The following is a 25,075-nucleotide window of genomic DNA, read 5'->3' as shown; positions in this document are numbered from 1 at the left end:
CCGTGCGCCCCGGACCCATCTGGCCCGTAACACTCGAATGCGGCGACCTGATCCTGCGCCCCATCCGGTACCGGGACAAGAAGGAATGGACCCAGGTCCGGGGGCGCAACAGCGAGTGGCTGGCGCCCTGGGAAGCATCCAATCCGGCACCTGGCGGTGCGCTACCTGACTACCGGCAGATGGTGCGGTCCTTGAAAATCCAGGCCGCCCAGGGGACGGCCCTGCCGTTCCTGATCACTGAGCGCACACCCAGGTTGGCCGCCCCGGTCATCGTTGGCCAGCTGACTGTTTCCTCGATTGTGTGGGGTTCTGCCATGATGGCGACTCTGGGGTACTGGGTTGACCAGGCGCGCGCCGGTCACGGCATCGCACCCACGGCGGTGGCCATGGCCACTGACCATTGTTTCCAAGCAATGGGCCTGCACCGGATGGAGATCAACATCCGGCCCGAGAATGGCCCCAGCCTGCGCGTGGTTGAGAAGCTGGGCTTCCGCGACGAAGGATACCGTCCACGCTTCCTTCACATCAACGGGGAGTGGGCGGACCACCGGTCCTTCGCGCTGACCGCTGACGAGGTCCCGGAGGGGCTGCTCGCCCCGTGGCTCGCGTCCCGGTCCTGACCCGCCGGACCTGAACCCGGCATGGGTACTTCCAAGGTCATAAATCCAATGAATTGCCACGTTGCCGGCGACACACCGTGGCTAATGCGGGGGCGGCTGCCCTAATGCTCATACGGTTTTGATTGTGGACTTCCCCCTAAGCAGCTCAGTGATCCTTGTGGTTGCCGTTGTGCTCTGGATCGTATGGGTTGCGCCCTACGTTCTGCGGAACCGCTGGCACCAGGCCCAGGCCGCTGGCGACTTCCTGACGGAAGTACCAGCCATTGAATCATCGGACCCGAGAGCCGGGACGGTACTGAACATCGCCGCCCAGCAGGAGAAAGCCATGGAGATCAGGAAGAGCCCCGAAACCGCCACGGAAACGTCCGGCAACGCGACGACGCGCGGCGCGTTCCGGATCCGCTATGGCAGGACAGGGATCGCACTCGCTGGTGTCCTGGCGTTGCTGACCGCGTTTGTTTCGGGTGTTCTTCTGCCGTTCGGAATCGGAAGCGCCCTGCTGCCGGTCACCGGCCTTGCCGCCACCGTCGCAGCTGTGGCCCTGCTCCGCTTCCTGGCTGTGCGGGACCGCAAAGCGAAGGTGAACGCCGCGTTCCGCTCAGCGATGAGCGCTCCCGTGGGGCGTCAGGGATCTGCGGCCACGGACACCGCGGCGCGTCCCGCCGCCCGGCCGGAAAGCCGTCTCTTTGACGCAGAGGCCCACCAGCCCAAGCCGAAGCCTAAGCCCCTTACCGCGATGGAGCTCCGGGAAGCCGCACTGGCTGTTGCGGTAGCCGCCGGAGATGCCAGCGCCGCCGCCGCTTCTCTGGAGCCGGCCGTCACAACCTGGGAACCGGTGGACGTGCCAAAGCCGGTGTACGTTGAGGCCGCCAAGGCCGAGCGCCCGGCGCCCCAGCCGCTTGACCTTCCCGAGGCGCCCAAAGCCGTCGGTAAGCCGTCCCTGAAGCAGGGCGTTCCCGCAGCCGCCCCCGGCGCGCCCGCCGCCAAGCCCCTCACCAAGGCGCAGAGCGCCCTGAGCAACCTCGACGACGTCCTGCAGCGCCGCCGCGCCTGATACCTCACCGGGTTCGCCCGAAGCAGACCCCGCCCCGGTCGTCAGTGCGGGCACGGAGTGTCAATTCGCAATGCGGGACGAAAATTTGTAGCCTAAGGTCACCGGTACCGCCGTTCCTTCCCGGGGACGCGGACTGTTCCGGGGCTATAGCTCAGTTGGTAGAGCGCTTCGTTCGCATCGAAGAGGTCAGGAGTTCGAATCTCCTTAGCTCCACACATCATCTGTCTGGCCAGAACCGTGTTTCCCAGGCCCGCAGCTAGCTAGCACTGGATTGGACACCATCAATGAGTTTGATCCGGCTGAACGACGTCAACGTGAGCTTTGACAAAACCCAGGTTCTCCGCGAAGCCTTTTTCAAGCTCGAAGCAGGGGACAGGGTCGGCCTGATCGGCAAGAACGGTTCGGGCAAGTCCACCATCCTGAAGCTGATCCAGGGCCAGGTGGCTCCCGATTCCGGGACCGTCGCCGTCGAGCTCGGAACCAAGGCTGCCTATTTCTCGCAGTTCTCGGAGCTGAACGGCGAATCCACCATCGCGGAGGTCCTGGACGGGCTGTTCGCCCATGTGAAAGAGATCGAAGTCGAGCTCGCAGGCATCGACGCGGCCATCGCCGCCGACTCCTCGGACGCAGCACGGCTGGATGAACTGATCCACCGCCAGTCCGAACTCTTTGAGGCGATGGACCGGCTGGATGGCTGGGACTATCAGCGCAGCATCGACAAAGTGCTCACCACCCTCGGCTTCAGCGACCACCACCGCACGTGCGCCATCGACGAGCTCTCCGGCGGCTGGCGGAACCGGGCCGCCCTGGCAAAGATCCTGCTGGAAGCACCGGACGTCCTCATGCTTGATGAACCCACCAACTACCTTGACGTGGCCGGCGTCGAATGGCTGGAAGGCTGGTTTCGGACCTTCAAAGGCGCCGCGATCATCGTCTCGCACGACCGGAAGTTCCTGGACTCCGTTGTCACCCGGATCATCGAAGTGGAGAACTTCCACCTCCACGAATACCCGGGAAACTTCGCCGAATACGTGGTGGCGAAGCAGTTCAAGCTCAAGAGCCTGGAGAGCCAGTTCGTCCACGAGTCCGAGCTGCTGGCCTTCGAGGCCGAAGGCATCTCTGACCGGCGGGAAGCGGCCAAGGCGGCCGGCAAGGGACTGGCAAACCAGCTGGCCAGGATCAAGAAGTCCCGGGCGCCCCGGCCCGTGGACCAGATCATCACGGAGATTTACGGCGGCCTGTACGTCAAGGATGTCCTGTGCCGGGTGGAATCCCTGAGCAAGGCCTACGGCGGCAGGACGCTGTTCAGCGGCCTCAGTTTCGAGATCGGGCGCGGCAACCGCATCGCCGTCATCGGATCCAACGGCAGCGGGAAGACCACGCTGCTCCGGGCGCTCACCGGCGAAGAGCCGGCCGATTCAGGCAGCGTGGCCTGGGCCAAGGGCGCCGGAATGGTCTCCTACAACCAGGTACTGGAAGAACTGGACGACGACGACACCGTCAGCCATGCGGTCAACGCGATGCCTGACAGCCTGGCCCTGACGGCGACGAAGAAGTCGGTGAACAGATTCCTGGCGATGTTCCAGTTCTCCGAAGCTGATCTCAAGCAAAAGATCGGCAACCTCTCAGGCGGCCAACGCGCCCGTGTGGCCATGGCCCAATGCCTGCTCTCGGGCGCCTCCGTGCTGCTGTTGGATGAGCCCACCAACCACCTGGACCTCTCCAGCACGCAGGTCATGGAGCGCGCCCTGCTGCATTTCCCGGGAGCAGTGGTGGTGGTCAGCCACGACCGCTTCTTCACCGACAAGATTGCCAACCACCGGCTGATATTCAGCGCTGCAGACTCAGGCCACGGGAGTGTGGAACTCCACGTCGCCTGAGGCTCGGCGGAGCCCGGGGGCCCCGCGGCCGCCAGCCCTACAGCCAGCCTTTCCTCTTGAAAATGGCGTACATCAGGGCTGCGGTGCCGGCCATCAGCGCGATGGCCATCGGGTAGCCAATGGCCCAGTGGAGTTCGGGCATGTGGTCGAAGTTCATTCCGTAGACGCCGGCCACGAAGGAAGGTGCAAAGAAGATCGCCGCCCAGGAGGAGATCTTCTTGACCTGTTCGTTCTGTTCGGCGCTGGCCTGGTTCTGCCGGTTGGCGGTCAGCGTTCCGTCCAGCGTGAGGGCGTTCTGCAACAGGTCGCGGAATGAATCCGCGCGCGAGATGACCCGCTCCACATGGTCCTCGACGTCCCGCAGGCTGTGCTGCAGTTCAGTGTCCACGCCGTACTTTTCAAAGCCCCTTTTGAGCTGCTGCATCATGTCCGGCAGGGGATGGATGGCGCGCTGGAACTGGATGACTTCGCGGGCCAGTTCATAGATGCGGCGGGAGACGGTGGTGTCCCCGCTGAAGAGCTGGTCCTCGATCTCGTCAATGTCGTTTTCCAGCCCGGCCACCACGGGTGCGTAGTCGTCCACCACCAGGTCCAGCAGGGCGTAGAGAACGGCTTCCGGGCCGTGCCGGAGCAGGTCGGGTCGGCCTTCCAGGCGCCGCCTGACCCGGGCAACGCCGGCCATTTCGGCGTGGCGGATGGTGACCACGAAATTCCGGCCGGTGAAGATATGCAGCTCGCCGAACTCCACGGTCTCGGTGGCATCCAGGTACCGCGCCGGGCGGAGCACCGTAAAGAGGTTGTCTTCGTAGCGTTCAAGCTTGGGCCGCTGGTGCGCCGAGATGGCGTCCTCCACCGCGAGGGCATGCAGCCCGAATTCGGTGGCCACGGCCGTCATTTCCGCCGCCGTGGGCCGGTACAACCCGATCCAGGCCATGCCCCCGTGCTCGGCGAGGGTTTCGAAAGTCTGTTCCAGGCTCTCGGGTTCCGCGCTGCGTACGCCGTCCACGTAGACGGCATTGTCGATGATGGTCACGTCAGGACATTGCCCCGATGATCGCACCGGCCACCGTCATGGCGAGCAGATCGTGTCCGGAATCGATCAGGGTGACCGTTGTCGGGCGGCCGGCGAAGCCGTTATGGATGACGTGCCCGCCGGAGCGGAACACCAGCGCGAGCACCAGGGCGAACCCGCCGCCCGCCGCGGCGTTGTCCAGGCCCAGTTTGCTGATCAGGACGGCCAGCAGGACGGCGGTCAGGGCAGCGGCAACCATCATGGGAACCCAGATTCCCGCGCCGCCGCTGATGTTCTTGAGGTCCTCTTCAGTCTTTCCGATGGCGGCCATCCACCGCTTGCCCAGCACGGCCGGCATGTACCAGACAAAGCCGATGGCCATGCTCGAGATGAAGGCCAGCGCCACGGCGAGCCAGTTGATCAGTGAAATATGCGAAAGCCAATCCATGCTCGAATCCTAACTGCCTTCGGCGGGCCCGCCGCCGCGCCCGGTCAATTGCTTGGGCCGTGTTGGGGTACCGGGCACGGCCTGTGCGAGGCGCCTGATCAGGGGTTCGGTCCGGTAAGGAATATGGGTGTGGAGAGCCAGGACAGTTTCGGTCCGGATGACGCCCTTGATGCGGAGGATCTGGCGGAGGGCGGACTGCAGGTTGTGCGTATCGGTGGCCACCACACGGCACCACACGTCACCTCGCCCCGAGATCTCATGGACCTCCAGGACCTGGGGGAGCAGCCGGAGGGCGCCCACGACTCCGTCCAGTTCCCGGTGCGTCACTTCGATCGTGACGAAGGCGACGACGTCGTACCCCACGGCCTCGAGGTCGATCTCGCGGCCGCCGTCGTGCAGCACTCCGGCCCGGAGCAGGCGCCGGACCCGCGACTGCGCTGTGTTGCGTGCAATCCCCAGCGCCTCGGCTAACTCGCCGATCTGGATGCGGGGATCGTGGATGAGTTCCAGGAGGATCTTCAGGTCAGTGGGATCAAGGGTAGGCAAACTGTCACTTTCAGTTATTGGAGACACCAAAATTGCGTATTTTGCTCAATTGTTTCATTAGCAACGATCCAATCAGTCAACAGTCAAGCATTCTTTAGGTATGAATTTCCACCCGGGGCGGCCTCCCACAAGGACCTCCCTCCCCGGTCGACGCCAAGGCAGCGCCAATGACAGTCTTCAATGAACTCCGCATGCGTCCGGCCACCGCCGGGCGCCAGGGCTGGGATGCATCCACCACCGCACGGCTGGTGATGGCCGGCGCCGTCATCTTCACCTTGCTGGTCGGTGCGAACCTGGCCACGCCCCTGTATCCGCTGCTCCAGGCAAACCTTGGCCTCTCGGCACTCGGCGTCACGGCGGCTTTTGCCAGCTATGTCCTGGCCCTGGTGGCAACGTTGATGCTGGCCGGGCACTGGTCGGACCACATCGGCCGGCGGGCGGCGCTCATCCTGGCTGTACTCGCCGGACTGGCGGGCAGTTGGGTCTTCTCGCAGGCCGAAAACCTGGTGGCGCTCTCTGCCGGACGGGCCCTTCAGGGTGTGGCCGTTGCCCTGGCCACGGGTGCCAGCGCAGCCGCACTGCGGGAACTGCTCCCGACCCGGCCGGAGTGGGCCACCCGTTTCACCCTGCTGGCGACGGCGGGAGGCGTGGCTGCCGGTCCGGTCATCGGCGGCCTGCTGTCGCTGCTGCCGGGGCCCACCACCGCCCCGTACTACGTTCACTCGCTCGTCCTGGCAGCAATGCTGGTGCCGCTCTACCTGCTTCGGGCCCGGCCGGCCATCAAGCCTCCGGCGGGCCGGCGCCCCGTTATGGTCCTGGCTCCGCGCCGGCCCTCGGTTTCCACCGAGGCGCGGGGCGCTTTCTGGCTCGCGGCCGCCGTCGGATTCCTCAGCTTCTCGGTCTTTGGGTTCTGCCTGTCGCTGGCCCCGGCCTATTTCGCCCCGATCATTCAGACCGATTCACGGCCGTTGATCGGCGCCCTGGCCGGGATGACGCTCGCCGCCTCCGCCCTGAGCCAGGTGCTGTCCGTGCGGGGCCGCTTTGTGGTGCCAGCCGGGCTGGCGGTCCTGGGCGCCTCGGTGCTGCTCCTGGCTGCCGCGGCCGCCTGGAGCAGTCCGCTGATGCTCGCCGCCGCCAGCGTCGGTGCGGGGCTGGGCCAGGGGGTCGCCTTCCGGACGGTCTTCAATGATGTGGCCGCCAAGGTGGAATCGTCACAGCACGCCCAGGTCATCAGCACCGTTTATGTCATCACGTACCTGGGCAGCGCCGTGCCCGTCATCGGGCTGGGCTGGGCCACAGCGGTGTTCGGGCTGCCGACGGCGGTCACGGGCTTCGTAGTGCTGTGCAGCGCCGCCGCACTGGCGCTGTCCGCCGTCACGCTCCGGACGGCCCTGCAGCGGACAGCCTAGTCCGGCAGCGGGCCGTGGTTCCCCTGGATGTGCTCAAAGACGAGGGTGGTCTCGGTGTGGCCCACCACGGGGTCGGTGGCGAGATTGTCCAGGACCCAGTCCCGCAGGTCCTCGGTGCTGGCAACGGCGATGTGCAGCAGGTAATCCACGGAGCCTGACGTGTGGAAGGTGGAGAGGACCGCGGGCAGGTGCGGAACGCGGGCTGTGAAGCGGTCGATCTGGTCCCTGTCGTGGGCCCGCAACCGGACGGCCACAAGCGCCTGGACGGACCTGCCGATGGCCGAGAGGCTCAGCTTCGCCTCAAATCCCTGGACAATGCCACGTTCGGACAATGCGCGGGTTCGCATGAGCGCGGTGGACGGTGCAATGCCCACCAGTTCTGCCAACTGCTTGTTGGAGATCCGTGCATCGTCCACCAAGGCGGCCAGAAGCCGTTCATCGATGGCATCCAGCGGCTCAAAGTGGCTGGCCGGCCGGATGCTTTTTGGGTTGCTGCTCATGGAATCTCCTTGAATGTCCGTCAGTTCATCCTAGACGCCGGATTCCTGTTGATCACCCCGGAACGCAACCTTCCCTGCCGAACAATCGCCAGACACACTTGCCATTTAATGGCGGATAGTTCTACGGCCGCGCGGCTTCCGCCTGCCCTTGTGTGGCGGCCCGTGCGGTTTCGTCGTTCCCCCGGGGATGCACGACGGCGACTGTCGCCGCCGTGATGCACACCAGGGCCATGATTGCCACGGCAAGCGCCGTCCAGCCCAGGGACTGGAACACCAGTCCGCCCGCCCAGCCGATGACGCTCGAGCCCAGGTAATAGGCCAGGTTGTAGAGCGACGATGCCTGGGCGCGGCCGGTGGTGGCGATGCTTCCGGTCCAGCCTGCGCCGATGCTGTGGGCCGCGAAGAAGCCGCCGGTGAAGATCACCAGGCCGGCAAGGATCAGGGCGAGCAGCTGCGTAAGCGTCAGCGCCAGCCCGGCCAACATCAGGACGATGCCAGCTAGCAGCACATTCCTGCGGCCAAACCTGGCCGTCAACCCGCCGGCCCAGCGGGAAGAGAACGTTCCGGAAAGGTACGCCAGGAAGATCAGGCTGATCAGGGTGGCAGGCAGCGTGAAAGGCTCAGCGGACAGCCGGAAGCCGAGGTAGTTGTAGACGGCCACAAACCCGCCCATCATCAGGAAGGCCTGGATGTAGAGCGCCAGTAGACGGGGATTGCGCACGTGCCCGCCGAGCGTCGCCATGGCACCGCGCAGCCCGGCGGCTTTGGCGGCGGTGAATCCCTTCGCCTGCGGTACCAGAACCAGGAAGAGTACCGCGGCCACTGTTGCCAGGAGGGAAACGGCCAGTGCGGCTGTGCGCCAGCCCCACAGCTCACCTGCCGGGCCTGCCACGAGCCGGCCGGCCAGCCCGCCCAGCGTTGTTCCGGCAACGTAGCTGCCTGCGGCCATGGCCGCATGCGCCCTGTTCACTTCCTCGTTCAGGTAGGCGATGGCGATGGCCGGGATCCCGCCCAGCGCCATGCCTTCCAGCAGCCGCAAGGCAAGCAGTGCGCCGAAGCTGGGGGCGAGCGGTACCAGCAGGCCCAGGACGGTGGCGGCGGAGATGCCCCATGCCATGGCCTTGACCCGGCCGATCCTGTCCGCGAGGAAGGACCAGGGAATGACGGTGATGGCCAGGCCCACGGTGGCCAGCGAAATGGTCAACGCGGCCTCTGCCGCGGTCACCTTCAGGTCTGCGGCCAGGAGCGGCAAGACCGCCTGGGTGGAGTAGAGCTGGGCGAACGTTGCCACGCCTGCGAAGGCCAGGCCGGCCAGAATCTTGTTGTAGCTAGCGGAGCCTTTGGGATGTCCCGCCCAGTGATCCTGCGCTGGAGTGAACGTTCCTGGGGCTGCGGCATTCTGTGGCATAGCTCAAGGGTAGGCTTCGGCGATGTATGCTTCCAATGCATCTTTTAGGCACAATTCATGTCCAGAGTGGAACGTTTGATAGGTGGAGCCCATGCACGCGGACCACAAACAGCTGGTGAAGCTCCTGCCGCTGCTCCCCATCCTGGCTGAGCTGGGCCGGACCCAGCACGTCACGGCAACGGCAGAGCTCCTGGGAGTACCCCAGTCCACGGTGAGCCGGGCACTGTCCCGGGCCAGCGCCGTCGTCGGAACAGAACTGCTGATCCGGGACGGACGGGGCATCCGCCTCACAGCGGCCGCCCGGACGCTGCTGCCGTACATCGAGTCGGCCCTGACCGAGTTCCAGGCCGGACTGGACCTGGTCCGGCACGAGTCGGACGTGGTGCGGGGGAAGGTGTCGCTGTCCTTTCAGCACACGTTCGGGGAGGCCACCCTGCCCCTGCTCATCAGTGCCTTCCGCAGCCGCCACCCGGAGGCCGGCTTCATCCTCAGCCAGGGGGCGCGGGACACCTGCCTCTCAGAGCTCGCCTCGGGCCAGGCGGACCTGGCCCTGACCGCCCCTGTTCCGGCGGCAAGCAGCACCATCTCTTCGGCGTCGCTCTACCGTGAGCCCCTCCGGCTGGTGGTTCACCACGGCCACCCGCTGGCCGGACGGGACAGCGTCAGGATGCAGGACATCCGCCGGGACCCCTTCGTCGCGCTGGCGCCGGGGTACGGCATGCGGTCACTGACGGATGCCTTGTTCCGCGAGGCAGGCTTCCGGCCGCGGATCGCCTTCGAAAGCCAGGACACCCACACCGCCCGTGGATTGGTCGCCGCGGGACTTGGAGTCAGCATCCTGCCGCCCGGCGGCAATGCCCCGGGGCGCCACATCAGCCCGGAAACCGGCAACCTGGGCTGGGTTGAACTTGCCTTGGAATCCGGCCTGGCGTTCCGCGAAATCGGGCTGGGCTGGCGCAGGCGGAAACCCGGCCCCGACGCCGAGCCCGATCCTGTGCGCTTCTTCCGGGAGATGGTCCTGCAGGAGGGCCCGCAATTGCTGGCGGGCCTCGTGGCCGCACGTTCAGGCAGGGGATAGGCGGCGCGGTGTTGGGACACGACGGCGTCCCGCGGCGTGGCAGCGATTCGCCGCCAGCGTTTCAGTAGGCTGGGGGACGTGACTGACAGCGAACACCCCCAGACCACAACTTCCGGACACCACCCGCTGGGCGGCGCCGCGTCCGCGGCCGCCCCGGGTCCCCTCGCGGGGGTCATCATCGGCCTGGACATCGGCGGGACGAAGACCCGCGGCGTCAGGTTTGAGGACGGGGTTGCCGTGGCCGACGAGTCCGCCGGCAGCTCCAACGTCCAGAACGTCAGCCGCGAACAGGCGGCAATGAACCTCGCGGATCTCTTCGCCCGGATCGGCGGCGGCCAGGTGGCCCAGGTGTATGCCGGGGCCGGTGGCATTGACACCAACGACGACGCCGCAGCCCTGGCCGCGCTGATCGAACCCCATGTTCCGGGAGCCAAAGTCACGGTGGTCCACGATTCACGGCTGCTGCTGGCCGCGGGCGGCGCCAGTACCGGCGTGGCCGTGATCGCGGGAACCGGCTCTGCAGCCTGGGGAAGGAATGCCGCCGGCGACGAGGCCCGGGCCGGCGGCTGGGGCTACCTGCTTGGGGATGAAGGCAGCGGCTACTGGCTCGGCCGTGAGGCGGTCCGGCACAGCCTGAGCAGGATGAACCAGGGACTCCCGGCGGACGAGCTGACTGCTGCGCTGCTGGCCGCGTGCGGAGTGGACCACCCCAACAGGCTGATTGCGCTCTTCCATTCCCCGGACACCGGCCGCCGGTACTGGGCCCAGCAGGCACGCCTGGTGGTGGACGCGGCAGCGGCGGGCCACACGGTCAGCCAGGAGCTGCTGGACCAGGCCGGCAAGGATCTTGCCGGCCTGGCTGCGCAGGCCCTGCGGAAGCTTGGAATCGACGGCCCGGTAATTCTCGGCAGCGGACTGGGCATGAACGTGGTCCCGCTGCAGGACTCTTTCCGGAGCCATCTGGCTGCTGCCGGCGTCACCGATGTCCGTGTCCTGGACCGGGACCCCGTGTTTGGCGTCCTGAAGCTGGTCTCGGAACCGTCAGGGACCGACTGACCGCTTCCGCGGTGTCAGCCTGACGGCGGGCATGATGGGGGCGGGGATGCGTCCGGCTTCGGCGCCCGCATCCGGGCCGTGCCCTTCAACCAGTCCGTAGCGGGCTCCGCGGGCAGCAGCGTCAGGCAGTGCGGCCTGGGCTTCCCAGTCCGCACGGGCCTGCTCCACTTCGTCGTGCGTGCGGCCGACGAAGTTCCACCACATCAGCAGTTCCTCCTGGAACGGCTCCCCGCCGATCAGGAGGAACCGTGTGCCGGGCAGGGCTTCGAACTCCAGAGACGGGCGTCCCGCGCCGAGGTAGCCCAGCGGCCCGGGCGGGACCTCCTGCCCGTCCAGCGTCAGCCCGCCGTCGAGCACCAGGACGGCATGCTCAAAGTGAGCGTTCAGCGGCAGGACGGCCAGGCCGTCGCAGGAGATGTCCGCTCCGACGATGGGGGAGTACATCGTGGCCGGTGACACCGCCCCGGCGAATTCGCCCACCATCACCGTCGCAGTGAAACCCGGCCCCGTCACGGAAGGCAGTTCGCGGTGCTGCTCGAACGCAGGTTCGCGATGGCGTTCAGTATCCGGCAATGCTACCCAGAGCTGCAGACCGCGCTGCACGGGCAGCGGCGCGCCCGCGTCGGGATCCGGCAGGACGGCGAACTCGGAGTGGGACACCCCGTGCCCGGCGGTCATGATGTTCAGCTCACCTGGCCGGACCACAACATCGCTGCCCACGCTGTCCCGGTGCCGGATGTTCCCCGCTAGCGGCCAGGTGACCGTCTGCAGCCCCGTGTGCGGGTGGGGGAGTACGGACATGGCGATGCGGTCCGGACCGAAACTGTCCAGGAAGCACCAGGCGCCGATGGTGGGCAGGCCGCGTTGCGGGAGCGTGCGCCGGACGTTCATGGCCCGCACGCCGCCCAGCGGCACCTCCCGTTCGGGCCAGAGCTGCAGGCAAGGGCCGGATGTCCCCTCAGGGCCTGCGGGCGGACAAAGTTCCTGTTGCGGAGCCACTTCCAAGTTGGTCACAGTCCAACTCTAGGCGCGGGCAGGGCCGGGCGTAAGCGCAGCACGGGCACCTTGTGATCGAAGGACCCATCCGCGGGCGGCTGTCCAACGAATGGTTACAGTAGGGATTCTCTTGCCCGGATTGCCTCCGGATCCGGTTACGCTGTGAACGGATTGCGTTACCGTAAATATCAGTGAGCTTATGACCCAACACTGTCCGATGCCGTCCAACAGAACAGGTAAGTCCGGGAATGGACCAAGCCATGATTGAGTTCCAGAGCGTCACCAAGCAGTATCAGGGCGGGCAGCCCGCTGTGGACCAGCTCACCATGTCCATCGACAGGGGCTCCATCACCGTTTTTGTAGGGCCGTCCGGCTGCGGCAAGACCACCTCGCTGCGGATGATCAACCGCATGGTGGAACCGACGTCCGGCGTGATCACCGTGGACGGGCGGGACGTGACCTCGGTTCCTGCCGCGGAGCTGAGACGGTCCATGGGCTACGTCATGCAGTCCTCCGGTCTGATGCCGCACCGTTCCGTGCTGGACAACATCGCCACCGTGCCCCGGCTCAACGGCGTTTCCAAGGCTGAGGCCCGCAAGCGCGCCACGGAACTGCTCGACGTCGTCGGGCTGGCTTCCGCGCTCGGGAAACGGTACCCCTCCCAGCTCTCGGGCGGCCAGCAGCAGCGCGTCGGTGTGGCCCGGGCGCTCGCCGCCGATCCGCCCGTCCTGCTGATGGACGAACCGTTCAGCGCCGTTGACCCTGTGGTGCGTGACGAACTGCAGCAGGAACTCCTGAGGCTGCAGAAGGACCTCGCAAAAACCATCGTTTTCGTCACGCACGATATCGACGAGGCAACCATTCTCGGCGACAAGGTGGCCGTTTTCGCCGTCGGCGGCCGGCTGGCCCAGTACGCCACCCCTGAGGAAATCCTCCGGGCACCGGCCAATGATTTTGTGGCGTCCTTCGTGGGGCGGGACCGTGGCTTCCGCCACCTGGGGTTCACCACGTCCGACGCCGTGACCATCCACCCGGTGCCCACGCTCGTGATGAGTGCCGGCCAGTTGGCCGGCGATCCCGCTGCGGTGACCGACTGGCAGCTGGTGGTGGATCCGGACCTGCGCCCCTTGGGCTGGGCGAGGCCGGGGACGGACTCAGAGCTCATTCCCGGCGGGTCACTCTTCCGGCCCGGCGAGACCCTGCGGCGCGCACTGGATTCGGCCCTTTCGTCCCCGTCCGGCCAAGGTGTGGCGGTGGACGGCGACGGCAAGGTCCTGGGGACCGTCAGGGCACAGGAAGTCCTCGGTGTCATTGAGGAAGCCCGCCAGGTCAGGCAGGCCGCGCTCTGATGGAGTGGTTCCTGGCAAACAGCGGCATGGTCATGGGACTGGCAGGCCAGCACCTGGTCCTGGCCCTCATCCCGATGGTCCTGGGGCTGGTTATTTCCATTCCGCTGGCGCAGTTGGCGCGGACGCACCCGGCGCTTCGGTCGGTGGTGGTGACCGCCAGTTCTTTGCTGTACACCGTCCCGTCGCTGGCGCTGTTCATCATCCTGCCCTCGATTCTCGGAACCCGGATCCTGGACCCGCTCAACGTCATTGTGGCCCTGACCATCTATGCGGTGGCGCTGCTGGTCCGGGCCGCCCTGGATGCCTTTGACTCCGTGGAGGAGGATCTCCGGCAGGCTGCGATCGCGATGGGGTACAAGCCGTGGCTCCGCTTTGTCCAGATCGACCTGCCGCTGTCCCTTCCGGTGATGTTCGCCGGGCTGCGGGTGGTCTCCGTCAGCAACATCTCCCTGGTGAGCGTCGCGGCACTCCTGGGGGTGGGGAACCTGGGCATGCTGTTTACGGATGGACTGCAACGGAACTTCGTCACGGAAGTGGTAGTGGGAATCATCGCCATCCTGGTGCTCGCTCTGCTGATGGATGCTGTGCTGGTCGTCCTGGAACGGCTGCTGACGCCGTGGACCCGCGCCGCTAAAGCGTCCGGCCCCGCGGCGCCCGCCGGCGCCAGCTACCTGGCCGACGCCAACATCCACACAGGGGCCGCGCCATGAGCAACATTTTTGGGGACACCCTCGCCTGGATTGCCGATCCCCTGCACTGGACCGGCAGTTCCGGCATTCCCGTCCGGCTGCTGGAGCACCTCCAGTACAGCGGGCTGGTCCTGGTGATTGCCGCTGCCATCGCGGTTCCGGCAGGGCTTTACATCGGGCATACGGGCCGCGGGCGCGTGGTGGCCGTCGCGGTGGCAGGGGCGCTGCGGGCTCTGCCGACTCTGGGCCTGCTGGTCCTCTTTGCCCTCGTGGCGGGAAGCAGCCTGATGCCGCCGGTGTGGGCGCTGGTCATCCTGACCGTGCCGCCGCTCCTTGCCGGAACGTACGCGGGTATTTCGAGTGTGGACAGGACCGTGGTGGATGCGGCCCGGGCCGTGGGCATGACCGAGCTGCAGATCCTGTTCCGGGTTGAGCTGCCCAACGGGCTGCAGGTTATGTTCGGCGGTGTCCGAACCGCCGTGCTGCAGGTCATCGCCACGGTGTCGGTGGTTGCCTACCTGCCCTTGGGCGGGCTGGGCCGCTACCTTTTTGACGGCCTGGCGCTGCAGGACTTCCCGCGGATGCTTGCCGGGTCGCTGCTGATTGCAGGGCTGGCCATCGCTGTTGACCTCATCCTGGCCGCGGTGCAAAGAGTCCTTCTTTCGCCTGGCCTCAAAACCGATCTGCGCGGTGGCCAGAAGGCCGCCGCTGATCTCCCAGCTGCCGCGCCTGCGCCAGCTGCCGTTCAAGGAGGTACCCCATGAAAGAGAACACCAGGACAATCCTTACCCGCCGGGGACTGGCTGGCATGGCTGCCGGCGTCGGCCTGGCCGTCGCGCTGGCGGCCTGCGGCGGGAGCCCGTTGGCCACCCCCAGCACCAGCGCCGGAAGTGCCGGCGGCGGGTCGTTGGTGGTCGGTTCGGCTGACTTCCCGGAGAGCCAGATCGTCGCTGAGATCTATGCTGGCGCCCTGACTGCTGCAGGGGTCACGGCAACCACCAAGCCCAACATCGGTGCCCGCGAAATCTACTTCAAAGCGGTCCAGGACGGCTCGGTTGACCTTGTCCCGGATTACTCCGGCAACCTGCTCTCGCACGTGGATCCTGAAGCTGCCGAGGTCTCGGCCGACGACATCTACAAGGCCCTGCCCGGGAAGCTCCCCGAGGGTTTGGCAGTCCTGGAGGCATCCAAAGCTGAGTCCAAGGACGCCATGGTGGTCACCAAGGCCACCGCGGAGAAGTACCAGCTGAAGTCCATTGAGGACCTCGCCAAGGTCTGCAAGGACCTGACCATGGCGGCGCCGGCCACGTTCGAAACCCGCGCCTATGGCTTCCCGGGACTCAAAAAGAACTACGGCTGCGAACTCAAGGCACTGAAGCCCTTCAGCGACGGCGGCGGCAACCTGACCCTGCAGGCACTGCTGACCGACGACGTCCAGGTGGCCGACATCTACACCACCACACCGTCCATCGCGGACAACGACCTCGTGGTGCTGGAGGATCCCAAGAACAACTTCAAGGCCCAGCAGGTCCTGCCGCTGTACAACAAGGCAAAAATGACCGACAAGGCCAAGGACGCGCTCAACGCCGTATCGAAGATCCTGACCACTGATGACCTGGTCAACCTCAACCGCGCAGTCAGCGGCAGCCAGAAGCAAAATGCCAAAGACGCCGCCGCCACCTGGCTCAAGGACAAGGGCATCGTCAAGTAACACCTGACTCCACAACGCAATCACGACGGCGGCTGCCGGACCCACACGGGCCGGCAGCCGCCGTCGTCCGCTCTCTACACGTCTGTGTCTGAGGTCTCAACGGAAGTACATCCGTCATATGGCATATTTGATGGATGGCAGAATTCAAGCAGTCCACCAAGCTTCACAACGTCCTTTACGACATCCGTGGACCGATTCTTCAGGCCGCCCAGCAGATGGAGGCGGAGGGTCACCGGATCCTCAAACTGAACATCGGAAACCCTGCGCCGTTTGGATTTGAAGCCCCGGACGCGATCCTGGTGGACATGATCCGCCATCTGCCCCATGCCCAGGGTTACAGCGACTCCCGGGGCATCTTCTCGGCCCGGACCGCGGTTTCCCAGTACTACCAGACCCGCGGAATCCAGAACATCCATGTGGACGACATCTATCTGGGCAACGGCGTCAGCGAACTGATCACCATGTCCCTCATGGCGCTGCTCAACGACGGCGACGAGGTACTGATCCCCACACCGGACTATCCGCTCTGGACCGCTTCCGTTGCCCTTGCGAGCGGGAAGCCCGTGCACTACCTCTGCGATGAGGAATCAGGCTGGCAGCCGGACCTTGAGGATCTTGAAGCCAAGATCACGCCGCGCACCAAGGGCATCGTGGTGATCAACCCCAACAACCCCACGGGCGCGGTCTATCCGGAAGAGACGCTGAAGAAGATCGTGGCGCTGGCCGAGAAGCACGGCCTGATCCTTTTCGCCGATGAAATCTACGAAAAGATCCTGTACGAGGACGCCGTGCACATCAACATGGCCGCGCTGACGGGCGACGACGTCCTTTGCCTCACTTTCAGTGGGCTGTCCAAGGCCTACCGCGTCTGCGGCTACCGTGCCGGCTGGATGGCCATCTCGGGCCCCAAGAAGGATGCCTCCGATTATCTGGAGGGCATCAGCCTCCTGGCCAATATGCGCCTCTGTGCCAACGTGCCCGCCCAGCACGCCATCCAGACCGCGCTCGGCGGCTACCAGAGCATCAATGACCTCATCCTCCCTGGCGGCAGGCTGCTGGAACAGCGGAACAAGGCCTACGACATGCTCAACGCGATCCCGGGTGTGAGCACGCAGCAGGCCCGTGGCGCGCTGTACCTGTTCCCGCGCCTGGATCCGGAAGTCTTCCACATCCGTGATGACGAGAAATTTGTCCTGGACCTGCTGAAGGAGCAGAAGATCCTGGTGTCACACGGCCGGGCGTTCAACTGGGTCCGGCCCGACCACTTCCGCATGGTCACGCTGCCGAACGTCAAGGACATTGAAGAAGCGATCGGACGCATGGGGGACTTCCTTAGCCGGTACCAAGGGAACTAGCCTGTGGTGACGCGCCTTCCGGCGCGGCCACCTGCGGACAAAGGAACCCCATGGCCGGTTTGGTTGAGTTCAAGAAGCACCCCGTCGATACGCTGAGGGTGGGGAAAGGCTTCTCGCTGGCCGACGCCGACCCTGACGCGACGCCCGGCTACAAGGGCAACAAAGCCGATGGCCAGACAATTCTGGCTGAACTGGACGGCGCGTTGGCCGAACTTCAGGAAAAGCTGTTCGCGGAGTCGCGATTCGGCGGGAAAAAACGGCTTCTGCTGATCCTGCAGGCCATGGACACTGCGGGCAAGGGCGGAATCGTTAACCATGTCATGGCCACCATGGATCCGCAGGGCGTCCAGTTCAAAGCTTTCAAGGCACCCACCGAGGAGGAGAAGTCCTATGACTTCCTCTGGCGGATCGAGAGGGAGGTGCCCGGAGCGGGCATGGTGGGCATCTTCGACCGCTCCCACTATGAGGACGTCCTGATCCACCGGGTCCATAACTGGGCTTCGCCTGACGAACTTAAGCGCCGCTACCGGGCTATCAACGAGTTCGAGGCGCGCCAGACCGATGCCGGAACCAAAATCATCAAGGTGATGCTCAATATCAGCAAGGATGAACAAAAGACCAGGCTCCTTGCCAGGCTTGACAACCCCGCCAAGCACTGGAAATACAGCAGCAATGACCTCAAGGAACGGGCGTTCTGGGGCGACTACATGGGCGCCTACCAGGCTGCCTTCGACGAGACCAACACGGAAGCGGCACCCTGGCACGTGGTTCCGGCCAACAAAAAATGGTACGCCAGGATCGCCGTGCAGCAGTTGGTGCTGGGCGCGCTGTCTGACATGAATCTGGAATGGCCAAAAGCTGAGTTCGATGTCTCCATCGAACGGGAACTGGTTGATCGGTCCTGACCTGGGGCGGGTTGTTCCGAGGGGTAGGCCCGCACTTGGTGGTCAGAGTCTTGGTCAGAGTGGCTGGTCGCGGGCGGCAGCGAGCCGCTTGCGGGCGCCCTCCAGCCACTCCTCGCAGCGCTTTGCCAGGGCTTCGCCGCGTTCCCAGAGTGCCAGGGATTCCTCGAGGCTGGCGCCGCCCGCCTCAAGCTTCCCCACCACCTGCACCAGCTGTTCGCGGGCTTCCTCATAGCTCAATGCTTGGATTTCCGGGTCAGGCTTTGTTTCGGGCATGTGCTTCTCCTTGTTGAAGTTCCCCAGTGGAAGTGGCGCCGAACAGGCCATGGGCTACGCGTACGGACAACGCAGTTCCCGACGGTGCCTCGGACGGGTCTCGGACCACAGCGTGGCCGGCAGCTTCAGTGGCACGGGCCGGCCGGCCGTTGGCCAGTTCGACCACGGCATAGCCGCGGTCCAGCGTCTTTTGTGGTGACAGGGCACTGACCTGGGCCTGCAGGTGAACCAGCTGGTCAGCCGCCCGTACCACCGTTGAACTGACAGCGGCCGATGATCTCCGCAGGAGGCGTTCGATTTCCTCCGCGCGTCCGGTGACCATTGCTTCCGGGGTGGCCAGAACAGGCCGGGAATGGAGTGCGGACAACCGGTCCGACTCCCTGTCCACGAGCCTGCCGATGCTCCTGCGCAGGTGCTCCCGTGCCTGGCGCACGCCCGCCAGTTCCTCGGCAACGTCAGGCACGATCCGCTTGGCCGCATCAGTGGGCGTCGACGCGCGCAGGTCCGCCACGTCGTCGAGAAGGGGACGGTCCGCCTCATGTCCGATGGCGCTGACCACCGGGGTGGTCGTGGCCGCGACAGCCCGGATCAGTTCCTCGCTGTTGAAAGGCAGCAGGTCCTCCAAGGCTCCGCCGCCCCGGGCGATGACAATGACGTCCACGTCGGGGCGGCTGTCCAGTTCCTGCAGGGCGCGGATAATTTGCGAGACCGCGGTGTTGCCCTGGACCGCCACTTCCCGGATCTCGAATTCAACTGCGGGCCAGCGCAGTGCCGCGTTTTGGACGACATCTTTTTTGGCGTCGGAGTCCCGTCCGGTAATCAGGCCGATACGGTGCGGGAGCAGCGGCAGTGGTTTCTTCCGTGAATCGGCAAACAGCCCCTCGGCGGAGAGGGCCTGGCGCAACCGTTCGATCCGCGCCAGCAGGTCGCCAAGCCCTACAGGCCTGATGTCCCGAACCTGCATGTTGAGCCGCCCGGTCTTCAGCCAGAACTCCGGCTTGAGCAGGGCCACCACGCGGGAGCCACGCTCCAGGGGCATGTTCTGCCGGTCCAGAACCTTGGTCCAGACCGACGCCGGCAGGGAAACTTCCGCGTCCACGTCCCGGAGGGTGAGGTACGCGTTACCCCCGCGGCGGTTCATTTCGATGACCTGGCCTTCGACCCATGCGGACGGGGTGCGATCGATATGGGCCTTGAGTTTCTGGGACAGCAACTGCAGCGGCCATGGATTGTCCGGGCTGGTCTCAGCGGCCGTGGCAGGCAACGTGGTGGCAGCTGCTCCGGGCAGCGCAGCCTGTTCAGACATGTCCGCTGCCCCGGGAAACTGTGGGTGGCGGCATGGTGGTCCTTTGTTCGGCAGGTAGCGGTTCGTGCTTGAAAGGCGGACGTCAGTGAGCTGGCGGTTGCCATTCAACCTTATCCATAAGCTGTATCACCCGGGACTGACATTCTTTGTCCAGACACCAGCCCTATGATGGCTGTGCTGCCGCCAACCCGTGAGGACCCGTTTTGCGCACCTTCGTTTCAGCCATCGCCGTCGTCGTGGGCGTTTTGCTGTCCGCCCTGGCCGTACCCGCCATCTGGCTTGACCGCAACGTGGTTCAGGAGGATGGCTTTGTGGCCCTGGCCGCTCCCCTGGGGCAGGACGCAGAATTCCAGCAGCGGCTCGCCGCGGCCGCTGTGGGCACCATCGATACAGGGGCCATCCCGGACGCCCTGGCAGGTCTGGTCACGCCAGTGCTTGAGGCGGCTGCCGGTTCCCTCACAGCCTTGCCTGGCTACCCGGCGGCCTGGGAGGAAACACTGCGGAAGAGCCACAGGCTCAGCTTCGCCGCACCCGCATCGGTTCCCGCCGAACCTGACTCCCCGTCGTCGCTTACGTTGGACGTGGCACCCCTGGTGGCGCTGGCGACGGAGGAGCTCGCGCGTACCACCGGGCTCCCGCTGACTGCGCCGGAGCAGACGCTGGTCAACGTTGGAGAGCCTGAGCAACGCCAAATGGTCGAGAGAGTGTCCGCCTACGCGCCGCTCGGCTACTCCCTTGCCATTGGAGCGGGAATCGCCTTTGCGCTGGCTCTGGTTTCCGCCCGCCGCCGCTGGTCGGTCGTGTTCGCTGTGGGACTTGCGGCGCTGGCGCTGGCTGGCCTGTGGTCCGCCGGCTCACAGCTCGCCGAGGATGCCGTGGCGGGGACGGCGAGCGGCAACGGGCTTGCGGACATGTTCAAGGATGCGTTTGTGGCGGCCGCTTCCAACAGCTTCCAATCCTGGATCGGTGGTGCCGCGATAACCGGCGCTGTGCTGGTCGCTGCGGCCGTTGTGATCCGGATCGCTTCGCCGGGGCGGCGGGCCCCCACCCGGTAGCATGGAGGGATGACTTCCTCAGCTGTGTCCCTCTCGATGCCAACTGTCCCGCGCAGGCGGCGCTCGCCTGAGGAGGTAGCCGCCGCGGCTCCGGTGACCGGTCCCAAAAAGGTCCTCCTGGCTGCGCCCCGCGGCTATTGCGCCGGTGTGGACCGAGCCGTGATCGCCGTCGAGAAGGCCTTGGAACACTACGGTCCGCCGGTTTACGTCCGGAAGCAGATCGTGCACAACGTCCACGTGGTGAGCTCGCTGGAGGCCCAGGGGGCCATCTTCGTCGACGAGACGGACGAGGTCCCAGAGGGCGCCCTGGTGATCTTTTCCGCCCACGGGGTATCCCCGGCCGTCGTCCAGTCAGCCGAAGACCGCGGGCTGCGCACCATTGACGCCACCTGCCCGTTGGTGACAAAGGTTCATAAGGAAGCCGTGAGGTTCGCCAAAGACGACTTCGACATTCTGCTGATCGGCCACGACGGTCACGAAGAAGTTGAGGGCACCGCCGGCGAAGCCCCGGAACATATCCAGATCATTAACGGTCCCCATGAAGTGGACAAGGTAACCGTCAGGGATCCGGAAAAGGTCATCTGGCTGTCCCAGACCACCCTCAGCGTGGACGAGACCATGGAAACGGTCCGCCTGCTGAAGGATCGGTTCCCCACCCTGCAGGATCCGCCCAGCGACGACATCTGCTACGCCACCACCAACCGTCAGGTGGCCATCAAGAAGATCTCCCCCCAGGCTGACCTAGTCATTGTGGTGGGATCGGCCAACTCCTCGAACTCGGTCCGCCTGGTGGAAGTCGCGCTGGAGTACGGTGCCAAGGCCTCCTACCGTGTGGACTTCGCCAACGAAGTGGACGAGGCGTGGTTTGAAGGCGTGGCAACAGTCGGAGTCACATCAGGGGCTTCTGTGCCGGAGATCCTCGTCACGGACGTCCTGCGACTGCTGGCCGACTACGGCTATGGCTCCGTGGAAGAAGTTGTCACGGCCGAAGAAGACCTCCTTTTCTCGTTGCCTAAGGAACTCCGCGCAACCCTGAAGGAAGCCGGAGACGTCAGCCGGGCGCTCGGCGGCCGCCGCTCCCGCAACTGACCAGTCTCCGGCAACGTCAGGCGGCGGCTTCGTCCTGTTGAAACTCCGGGGCCGCCAGCGTCCGCGGCGTGACCTCGAGTGCCGGCGGGGTGAGCAGCCCGGATTCATCCATGGCATTGAGCTTCCGTGCGGTGGGCAGGATCCGCGCTTCCAGGGTGCCGATCAGGGCGTTGTACCGGTCCACCGAGGACTTCAGGGACGAACCCAGCTTGCCCACGTTGTCGCCGAGCGTTCCCATGCGTTCGTACAGCTGGCGGGCGAGGTCGAACAGTTCCCGCGCACTGTCCGTCAGCACGTCCTGGCGCCACGTGAAAGCCACCGATTTGAGCACCGCGAGCAGCGTACTCGGCGAGGCAAGAACCACATTCCTGGAAAGCGCGTGGTCCAACAGCGTCGCATCAGCTGTCAGGGCGGCGGCCAGGATGGATTCGGCCGGCAGGAAGCAGATCACCAGCTCGGGGGAGTTCCCGGGGATGTCCCAGTACTTCTTGTTGCTGAGCGAGTCCACGTGGGCCCGCAGCGCCTTGGCGTGGGCCGTCAGCAGGGATTGCTGGCTGCCGGGATTCCCGGTTGTACCCGAGTCCTGACGCGCACCCAGCTCCTGGGCCTCCAGATAGGAGGACAACGGCACCTTGGCGTCCACCACCAGCTGCTTCTGGCCCGGCAGCTGGACCACGAGGTCGGGACGGACCGCTGAATCGGTCCCGGCGCTGTGGACCTGTTCCAGGAAATCGACGTGCTTGAGCATGCCCGATGCTTCAACCACGCGGCGCAATTGAACCTCGCCCCACTGTCCACGCGCACTGTTGGAGCGCAGGGCTGACTCGAGGGCGTGCGTGGACCGGATCAGCTGGGCATCAGACAGCCTGGCCTCCTGCAGCTGTTGCGCCAGCTGGCCGTACTGTTCCAGGCGGTCGCGTTCCAGCAGTGCCACCTGCTGCTGCACGGCGGTCAGCTTTTCCGCCACCGGGGCCAGTGCGCGGAGCACACTCCCGTCCTGGTTGCGGGACTCGCCGAGCTCCCGGTTCTGCAGGGAAAGGAGACGGCGCTCCGCGTCCGCGGCGGCGAACTGGGCGCTGACCTCGGAAAGCCGGGACGAGACGGCATCGAAGTCATCCTCCAGGGCGCGGCTGTGGCGGCGCAAGGAAAAATAGGCTGCGGCGGCGCCGGCGACGGCACCCACCAGCAGCATCAACAGGGCAAGAATCAGGGCTAAAGCATCCATATCCTCACTGTGGCATGACCCTGTGACAATTTACGGAAGCGACATATCCGACCACCCGTTCCACCAAGGTGCGGCACTGCGCGGGACCGGCTGGGGCCCATGTGTCCGGCAACCGGTAGAATCAATGCTCGTGGCTCTTACTATTGGCATCGTCGGACTGCCCAACGTCGGCAAATCAACTCTTTTCAACGCACTGACCCGGAACCAGGTGCTGGCTGCGAACTATCCGTTCGCTACCATCGAACCCAATGTCGGCGTCGTGAACCTGCCGGATCCCCGGCTCCAGCAGCTGGCGGACATCTTTGGCTCGCAGCGGCTCCTGCCCGCCCCGGTGTCCTTCGTGGACATCGCCGGCATCGTGAAGGGCGCATCGGAGGGCGAAGGCCTGGGCAACAAGTTCCTTGCCAATATCCGTGAGGCCGAGGCCATCGCCCAGGTGGTCCGGGTGTTTGACGATCCCGACGTCATCCACGTCGACGGCAAAGTGGATCCCCGCTCGGATATGGAAACCATCAACACCGAGCTGATCCTGGCCGACCTTCAGACCATCGAAAACGCGATTCCCCGGATCGAAAAAGAAGTCAAGATCAAGAAGCGGGATGCCGCAGAGCTGGCCGCCATCAAGGCTGCGCAGGCGGTCCTGGAGCGCGGCGACACAGTCTTCTCCTCGATCAAGAGGGACAAGCTGGAGATGGAGCACCTCAAGGAGCTCAGCCTCCTGACCGCCAAGCCGTTCATCTACGTCTTCAACTCCGACGAAGGCATCCTGGGCAGTCCGGAGAAGCAGGATGAGCTGCGGGCCATGGTGGCCCCGGCGGACGCCATCTTCCTGGATGCGAAGCTCGAATCCGACCTCGTGGAGCTGGACGAGGAGGAAGCGCGCGAAATGCTGGAAATGAACGGACAGGACGAGTCCGGCCTCGACCAGCTGGCACGCGTCGGCTTCCACACCCTGGGCCTCCAGACCTACCTCACGGCCGGTCCGAAGGAAACACGCGCCTGGACCATCCACCAGGGCGACACCGCGCCGCAGGCAGCAGGAGTCATCCACAGCGACTTCCAGCGTGGCTTCATCAAGGCTGAAGTGGTTTCCTTCCATGACCTCATCGATGCCGGTTCCATGGCTGAAGCCAAGTCCCGTGGCAAGGTACGCATTGAAGGCAAAGAGTACGTGATGGCTGACGGCGACGTGGTCGAGTTCAGGTTCAATGTCTAAATCGAGTTCCGCTTTAGTGTGAGTAGCTCGTCGAGCAGATTGTCGGTTAGCCCCGACGGGCGACATCCTGGCTCAGAATATTAGGCCAGGTTTGGACATCTTCCGGGGTGCGGGCGACCATCAGCGTTGCTTGCGGGAGCAGGGCGGCAAGGGATTCCGCGGTTGACAGCGGGTGGCCCGGATCATCGAGCCACGCCAGGATTGTCGTCGGTACGTCGATTCGGGCGACGGCCTCACGGGCAGGCAGATCGCTGAGTGCCGCCCCTCGAAACAACGACGGCAACAGGGTGTCGGCGACGTCGGGCACCGTCTCCGGCGCACCAATTGTGGCTGGCGGCGGTGTTGCTCCGCGCGTGGTGGCGAGCAATGCCTCGACACCGCCAGATTCGATAAGCGCCGCGGCAACTCGGTAGTTTGCAGCCTGTGCAAGTCGTGTTTCCCACGCGGTGGGTGGCACCATAAGCGTGAGCCCGGTAAAGCGGTCTGGCTCGCGGGAAGCGGCGTGCAAGAGTGTGCCGGTACCCATGGAGGGGCCGACTCCGTGGACACGTTCGCCTGGGAACCAGTGATCGAGCAATCGCAGGAGGTCGTCGGCGAGGCTTCGCCATTGGTAGTCCTCGGGGACCTTCCGCCCCGTCGACCGGCCATGGCCGCGTGCGTCGTACCGCAGCAGTCGAGTTCCGCTAAGCCCTCGACCGAGGTCGAGGTTGAGCACCCGATCGTGCGCGCGGCTTGAGGTAAGGCCATGCAGTTGGACAATTGGATGTCCACCTTCGTCGCTCAAAGCAACCGCAAGCTCGGCTCCGGGAACCTCGAAAGTGGGCATCAGGCTCCTCGTTTCGTGACTGACCGCGTCACGTCGAGCGGGCGCGTTGAGTATTCAGGCTATCTGGGG

The 25,075-nt window shown here is 65.3% G+C and carries 25 protein-coding genes and 1 tRNA gene; 16 read left to right on the top strand and 10 right to left on the bottom strand.

Translation table 11 applies throughout. The annotated features are described in order from the left end of the window. Positions 1 to 2: 2 nt before the first annotated feature. The 4 genes from ACX80V_RS01955 to ACX80V_RS01940 all read left to right on the top strand — a co-directional run bounded on the left by ACX80V_RS01955 (position 3) and on the right by ACX80V_RS01940 (position 3,554). Positions 3 to 620 (top strand): GNAT family N-acetyltransferase, encoded by a 618-nt coding sequence (locus tag ACX80V_RS01955; protein ID WP_252567513.1) that lies wholly within the window; start codon positions 3 to 5, stop codon positions 618 to 620. Between the two features lie 148 nt (positions 621 to 768). Next, entirely contained in the window at positions 769 to 1,674 is a 906-nt protein-coding gene (locus ACX80V_RS01950; RefSeq protein ID WP_485841768.1) for a hypothetical protein, read from the top strand. 140 nt (positions 1,675 to 1,814) lie between these two features. Next, positions 1,815 to 1,887, top strand: a tRNA-Ala gene (locus tag ACX80V_RS01945). A 71-nt stretch (positions 1,888 to 1,958) separates the two neighbouring features. After that, positions 1,959 to 3,554, top strand: coding sequence for an ABC-F family ATP-binding cassette domain-containing protein (locus ACX80V_RS01940; RefSeq protein ID WP_485841737.1), 1,596 nt, complete (start codon positions 1,959 to 1,961; stop codon positions 3,552 to 3,554). A gap of 37 nt (positions 3,555 to 3,591) precedes the next feature. Here the strand turns inward: ACX80V_RS01940 and corA are convergent, their stop codons facing one another. Genes corA through ACX80V_RS01925 form a run of 3 tightly spaced genes read right to left on the bottom strand, consistent with a single transcriptional unit; the run spans position 3,592 to position 5,560 of the window. After that, on the bottom strand, positions 3,592 to 4,587 hold the full coding sequence (corA, locus tag ACX80V_RS01935) for a magnesium/cobalt transporter CorA (RefSeq protein ID WP_485841736.1): 996 nt from the start codon (positions 4,585 to 4,587) through the stop codon (positions 3,592 to 3,594). A 1-nt stretch (position 4,588) separates the two neighbouring features. Further along, complete coding sequence (locus ACX80V_RS01930) at positions 4,589 to 5,014, bottom strand: DUF1761 domain-containing protein (RefSeq protein ID WP_485841735.1); 426 nt, start codon at positions 5,012 to 5,014, stop codon at positions 4,589 to 4,591. Positions 5,015 to 5,023: 9 nt separating this feature from the next. Further along, positions 5,024 to 5,560 (bottom strand): Lrp/AsnC family transcriptional regulator, encoded by a 537-nt coding sequence (locus ACX80V_RS01925; protein WP_248759697.1) that lies wholly within the window; start codon positions 5,558 to 5,560, stop codon positions 5,024 to 5,026. A gap of 167 nt (positions 5,561 to 5,727) precedes the next feature. Here ACX80V_RS01925 and ACX80V_RS01920 point away from each other — a divergent pair, with 167 nt between their 5' ends. After that, on the top strand, positions 5,728 to 6,969 hold the full coding sequence (locus tag ACX80V_RS01920; protein ID WP_485841734.1) for an MFS transporter: 1,242 nt from the start codon (positions 5,728 to 5,730) through the stop codon (positions 6,967 to 6,969). Here ACX80V_RS01920 and ACX80V_RS01915 read toward each other — a convergent pair. Further along, complete coding sequence (locus ACX80V_RS01915) at positions 6,966 to 7,469, bottom strand: Lrp/AsnC family transcriptional regulator (protein ID WP_056344094.1); 504 nt, start codon at positions 7,467 to 7,469, stop codon at positions 6,966 to 6,968. The two genes, ACX80V_RS01920 and ACX80V_RS01915, sit on opposite strands and share 4 nt — an antisense overlap. 121 nt (positions 7,470 to 7,590) lie before the next feature. Beyond that, entirely contained in the window at positions 7,591 to 8,877 is a 1,287-nt protein-coding gene (locus ACX80V_RS01910; protein ID WP_485841733.1) for an MFS transporter, read from the bottom strand. Positions 8,878 to 8,968: 91 nt separating this feature from the next. Between ACX80V_RS01910 and ACX80V_RS01905 the strand changes: the two genes are divergently transcribed. Together ACX80V_RS01905 and ACX80V_RS01900 are read left to right on the top strand one after the other, a co-directional pair. Further along, a complete protein-coding gene (locus tag ACX80V_RS01905) occupies positions 8,969 to 9,955 on the top strand; it encodes a LysR substrate-binding domain-containing protein (protein WP_485841732.1) in 987 nt (328 codons plus the stop codon). Positions 9,956 to 10,081: 126 nt separating this feature from the next. Next, entirely contained in the window at positions 10,082 to 11,011 is a 930-nt protein-coding gene (locus tag ACX80V_RS01900; RefSeq protein WP_485841767.1) for an N-acetylglucosamine kinase, read from the top strand. Here the strand turns inward: ACX80V_RS01900 and ACX80V_RS01895 are convergent. Further along, positions 10,997 to 12,025: a pirin family protein gene (locus ACX80V_RS01895; protein ID WP_485841731.1), complete on the bottom strand. Its 1,029-nt coding sequence runs from the start codon at positions 12,023 to 12,025 to the stop codon at positions 10,997 to 10,999. The genes ACX80V_RS01900 and ACX80V_RS01895 overlap by 15 nt on opposite strands. Positions 12,026 to 12,255: 230 nt before the next feature. Here ACX80V_RS01895 and ACX80V_RS01890 point away from each other — a divergent pair, with 230 nt between their 5' ends. The 6 genes from ACX80V_RS01890 to ACX80V_RS01865 all read left to right on the top strand — a co-directional run bounded on the left by ACX80V_RS01890 (position 12,256) and on the right by ACX80V_RS01865 (position 18,016). Beyond that, positions 12,256 to 13,356, top strand: a complete 1,101-nt coding sequence (locus tag ACX80V_RS01890) for an ABC transporter ATP-binding protein (protein WP_485841730.1) — start codon at positions 12,256 to 12,258, stop codon at positions 13,354 to 13,356. After that, complete coding sequence (locus tag ACX80V_RS01885; RefSeq protein ID WP_485841729.1) at positions 13,356 to 14,066, top strand: ABC transporter permease; 711 nt, start codon at positions 13,356 to 13,358, stop codon at positions 14,064 to 14,066. The genes ACX80V_RS01890 and ACX80V_RS01885 overlap by 1 nt, the downstream gene beginning before the upstream one ends. After that, on the top strand, positions 14,063 to 14,809 hold the full coding sequence (locus tag ACX80V_RS01880) for an ABC transporter permease (protein WP_485841728.1): 747 nt from the start codon (positions 14,063 to 14,065) through the stop codon (positions 14,807 to 14,809). The genes ACX80V_RS01885 and ACX80V_RS01880 overlap by 4 nt, the downstream gene beginning before the upstream one ends. Next, positions 14,806 to 15,756 (top strand): ABC transporter substrate-binding protein, encoded by a 951-nt coding sequence (locus tag ACX80V_RS01875; protein ID WP_485841727.1) that lies wholly within the window; start codon positions 14,806 to 14,808, stop codon positions 15,754 to 15,756. The genes ACX80V_RS01880 and ACX80V_RS01875 overlap by 4 nt, the downstream gene beginning before the upstream one ends. 134 nt (positions 15,757 to 15,890) lie before the next feature. Beyond that, the gene (locus tag ACX80V_RS01870; RefSeq protein ID WP_058931824.1) at positions 15,891 to 17,111 is read left to right on the top strand and encodes a pyridoxal phosphate-dependent aminotransferase; all 1,221 of its coding nucleotides are present in this window, start codon (positions 15,891 to 15,893) and stop codon (positions 17,109 to 17,111) included. 50 nt (positions 17,112 to 17,161) lie between these two features. Beyond that, positions 17,162 to 18,016 (top strand): polyphosphate kinase 2 family protein, encoded by an 855-nt coding sequence (locus tag ACX80V_RS01865; protein ID WP_485841726.1) that lies wholly within the window; start codon positions 17,162 to 17,164, stop codon positions 18,014 to 18,016. 54 nt (positions 18,017 to 18,070) lie between these two features. Here ACX80V_RS01865 and ACX80V_RS01860 read toward each other — a convergent pair whose 3' ends face one another. Continuing rightward, the gene (locus ACX80V_RS01860; protein ID WP_058931826.1) at positions 18,071 to 18,289 is read right to left on the bottom strand and encodes an exodeoxyribonuclease VII small subunit; all 219 of its coding nucleotides are present in this window, start codon (positions 18,287 to 18,289) and stop codon (positions 18,071 to 18,073) included. Beyond that, complete coding sequence (xseA, locus tag ACX80V_RS01855; protein WP_485841725.1) at positions 18,270 to 19,595, bottom strand: exodeoxyribonuclease VII large subunit; 1,326 nt, start codon at positions 19,593 to 19,595, stop codon at positions 18,270 to 18,272. Before xseA ends, ACX80V_RS01860 begins: the two co-directional genes overlap by 20 nt. 203 nt (positions 19,596 to 19,798) lie before the next feature. On the opposite strand from xseA, the gene ACX80V_RS01850 reads away from it, so the two are divergent. Next, positions 19,799 to 20,650, top strand: coding sequence for a hypothetical protein (locus ACX80V_RS01850; protein ID WP_485841724.1), 852 nt, complete (start codon positions 19,799 to 19,801; stop codon positions 20,648 to 20,650). Positions 20,651 to 20,659: 9 nt separating this feature from the next. Beyond that, a complete protein-coding gene (locus tag ACX80V_RS01845; protein WP_058931828.1) occupies positions 20,660 to 21,739 on the top strand; it encodes a 4-hydroxy-3-methylbut-2-enyl diphosphate reductase in 1,080 nt (359 codons plus the stop codon). A gap of 16 nt (positions 21,740 to 21,755) precedes the next feature. Here ACX80V_RS01845 and ACX80V_RS01840 read toward each other — a convergent pair whose 3' ends face one another. After that, positions 21,756 to 22,964, bottom strand: a complete 1,209-nt coding sequence (locus ACX80V_RS01840) for a DNA recombination protein RmuC (protein WP_485841723.1) — start codon at positions 22,962 to 22,964, stop codon at positions 21,756 to 21,758. 130 nt (positions 22,965 to 23,094) lie between these two features. Between ACX80V_RS01840 and ychF the strand changes: the two genes are divergently transcribed. Further along, positions 23,095 to 24,180 (top strand): redox-regulated ATPase YchF, encoded by a 1,086-nt coding sequence (ychF, locus tag ACX80V_RS01835; RefSeq protein ID WP_485841722.1) that lies wholly within the window; start codon positions 23,095 to 23,097, stop codon positions 24,178 to 24,180. Positions 24,181 to 24,226: 46 nt separating this feature from the next. Here the strand turns inward: ychF and ACX80V_RS01830 are convergent, their stop codons facing one another. After that, positions 24,227 to 25,006 (bottom strand): alpha/beta fold hydrolase, encoded by a 780-nt coding sequence (locus ACX80V_RS01830; RefSeq protein WP_485841721.1) that lies wholly within the window; start codon positions 25,004 to 25,006, stop codon positions 24,227 to 24,229. Positions 25,007 to 25,075 lie beyond the last annotated feature (69 nt).

It is taken from the genome of Pseudarthrobacter arbutini, from assembly GCF_054510915.1.
Note: the sequence above shows the minus strand (reverse complement) of the source record. Positions and strands in the feature narration are given on the sequence as shown.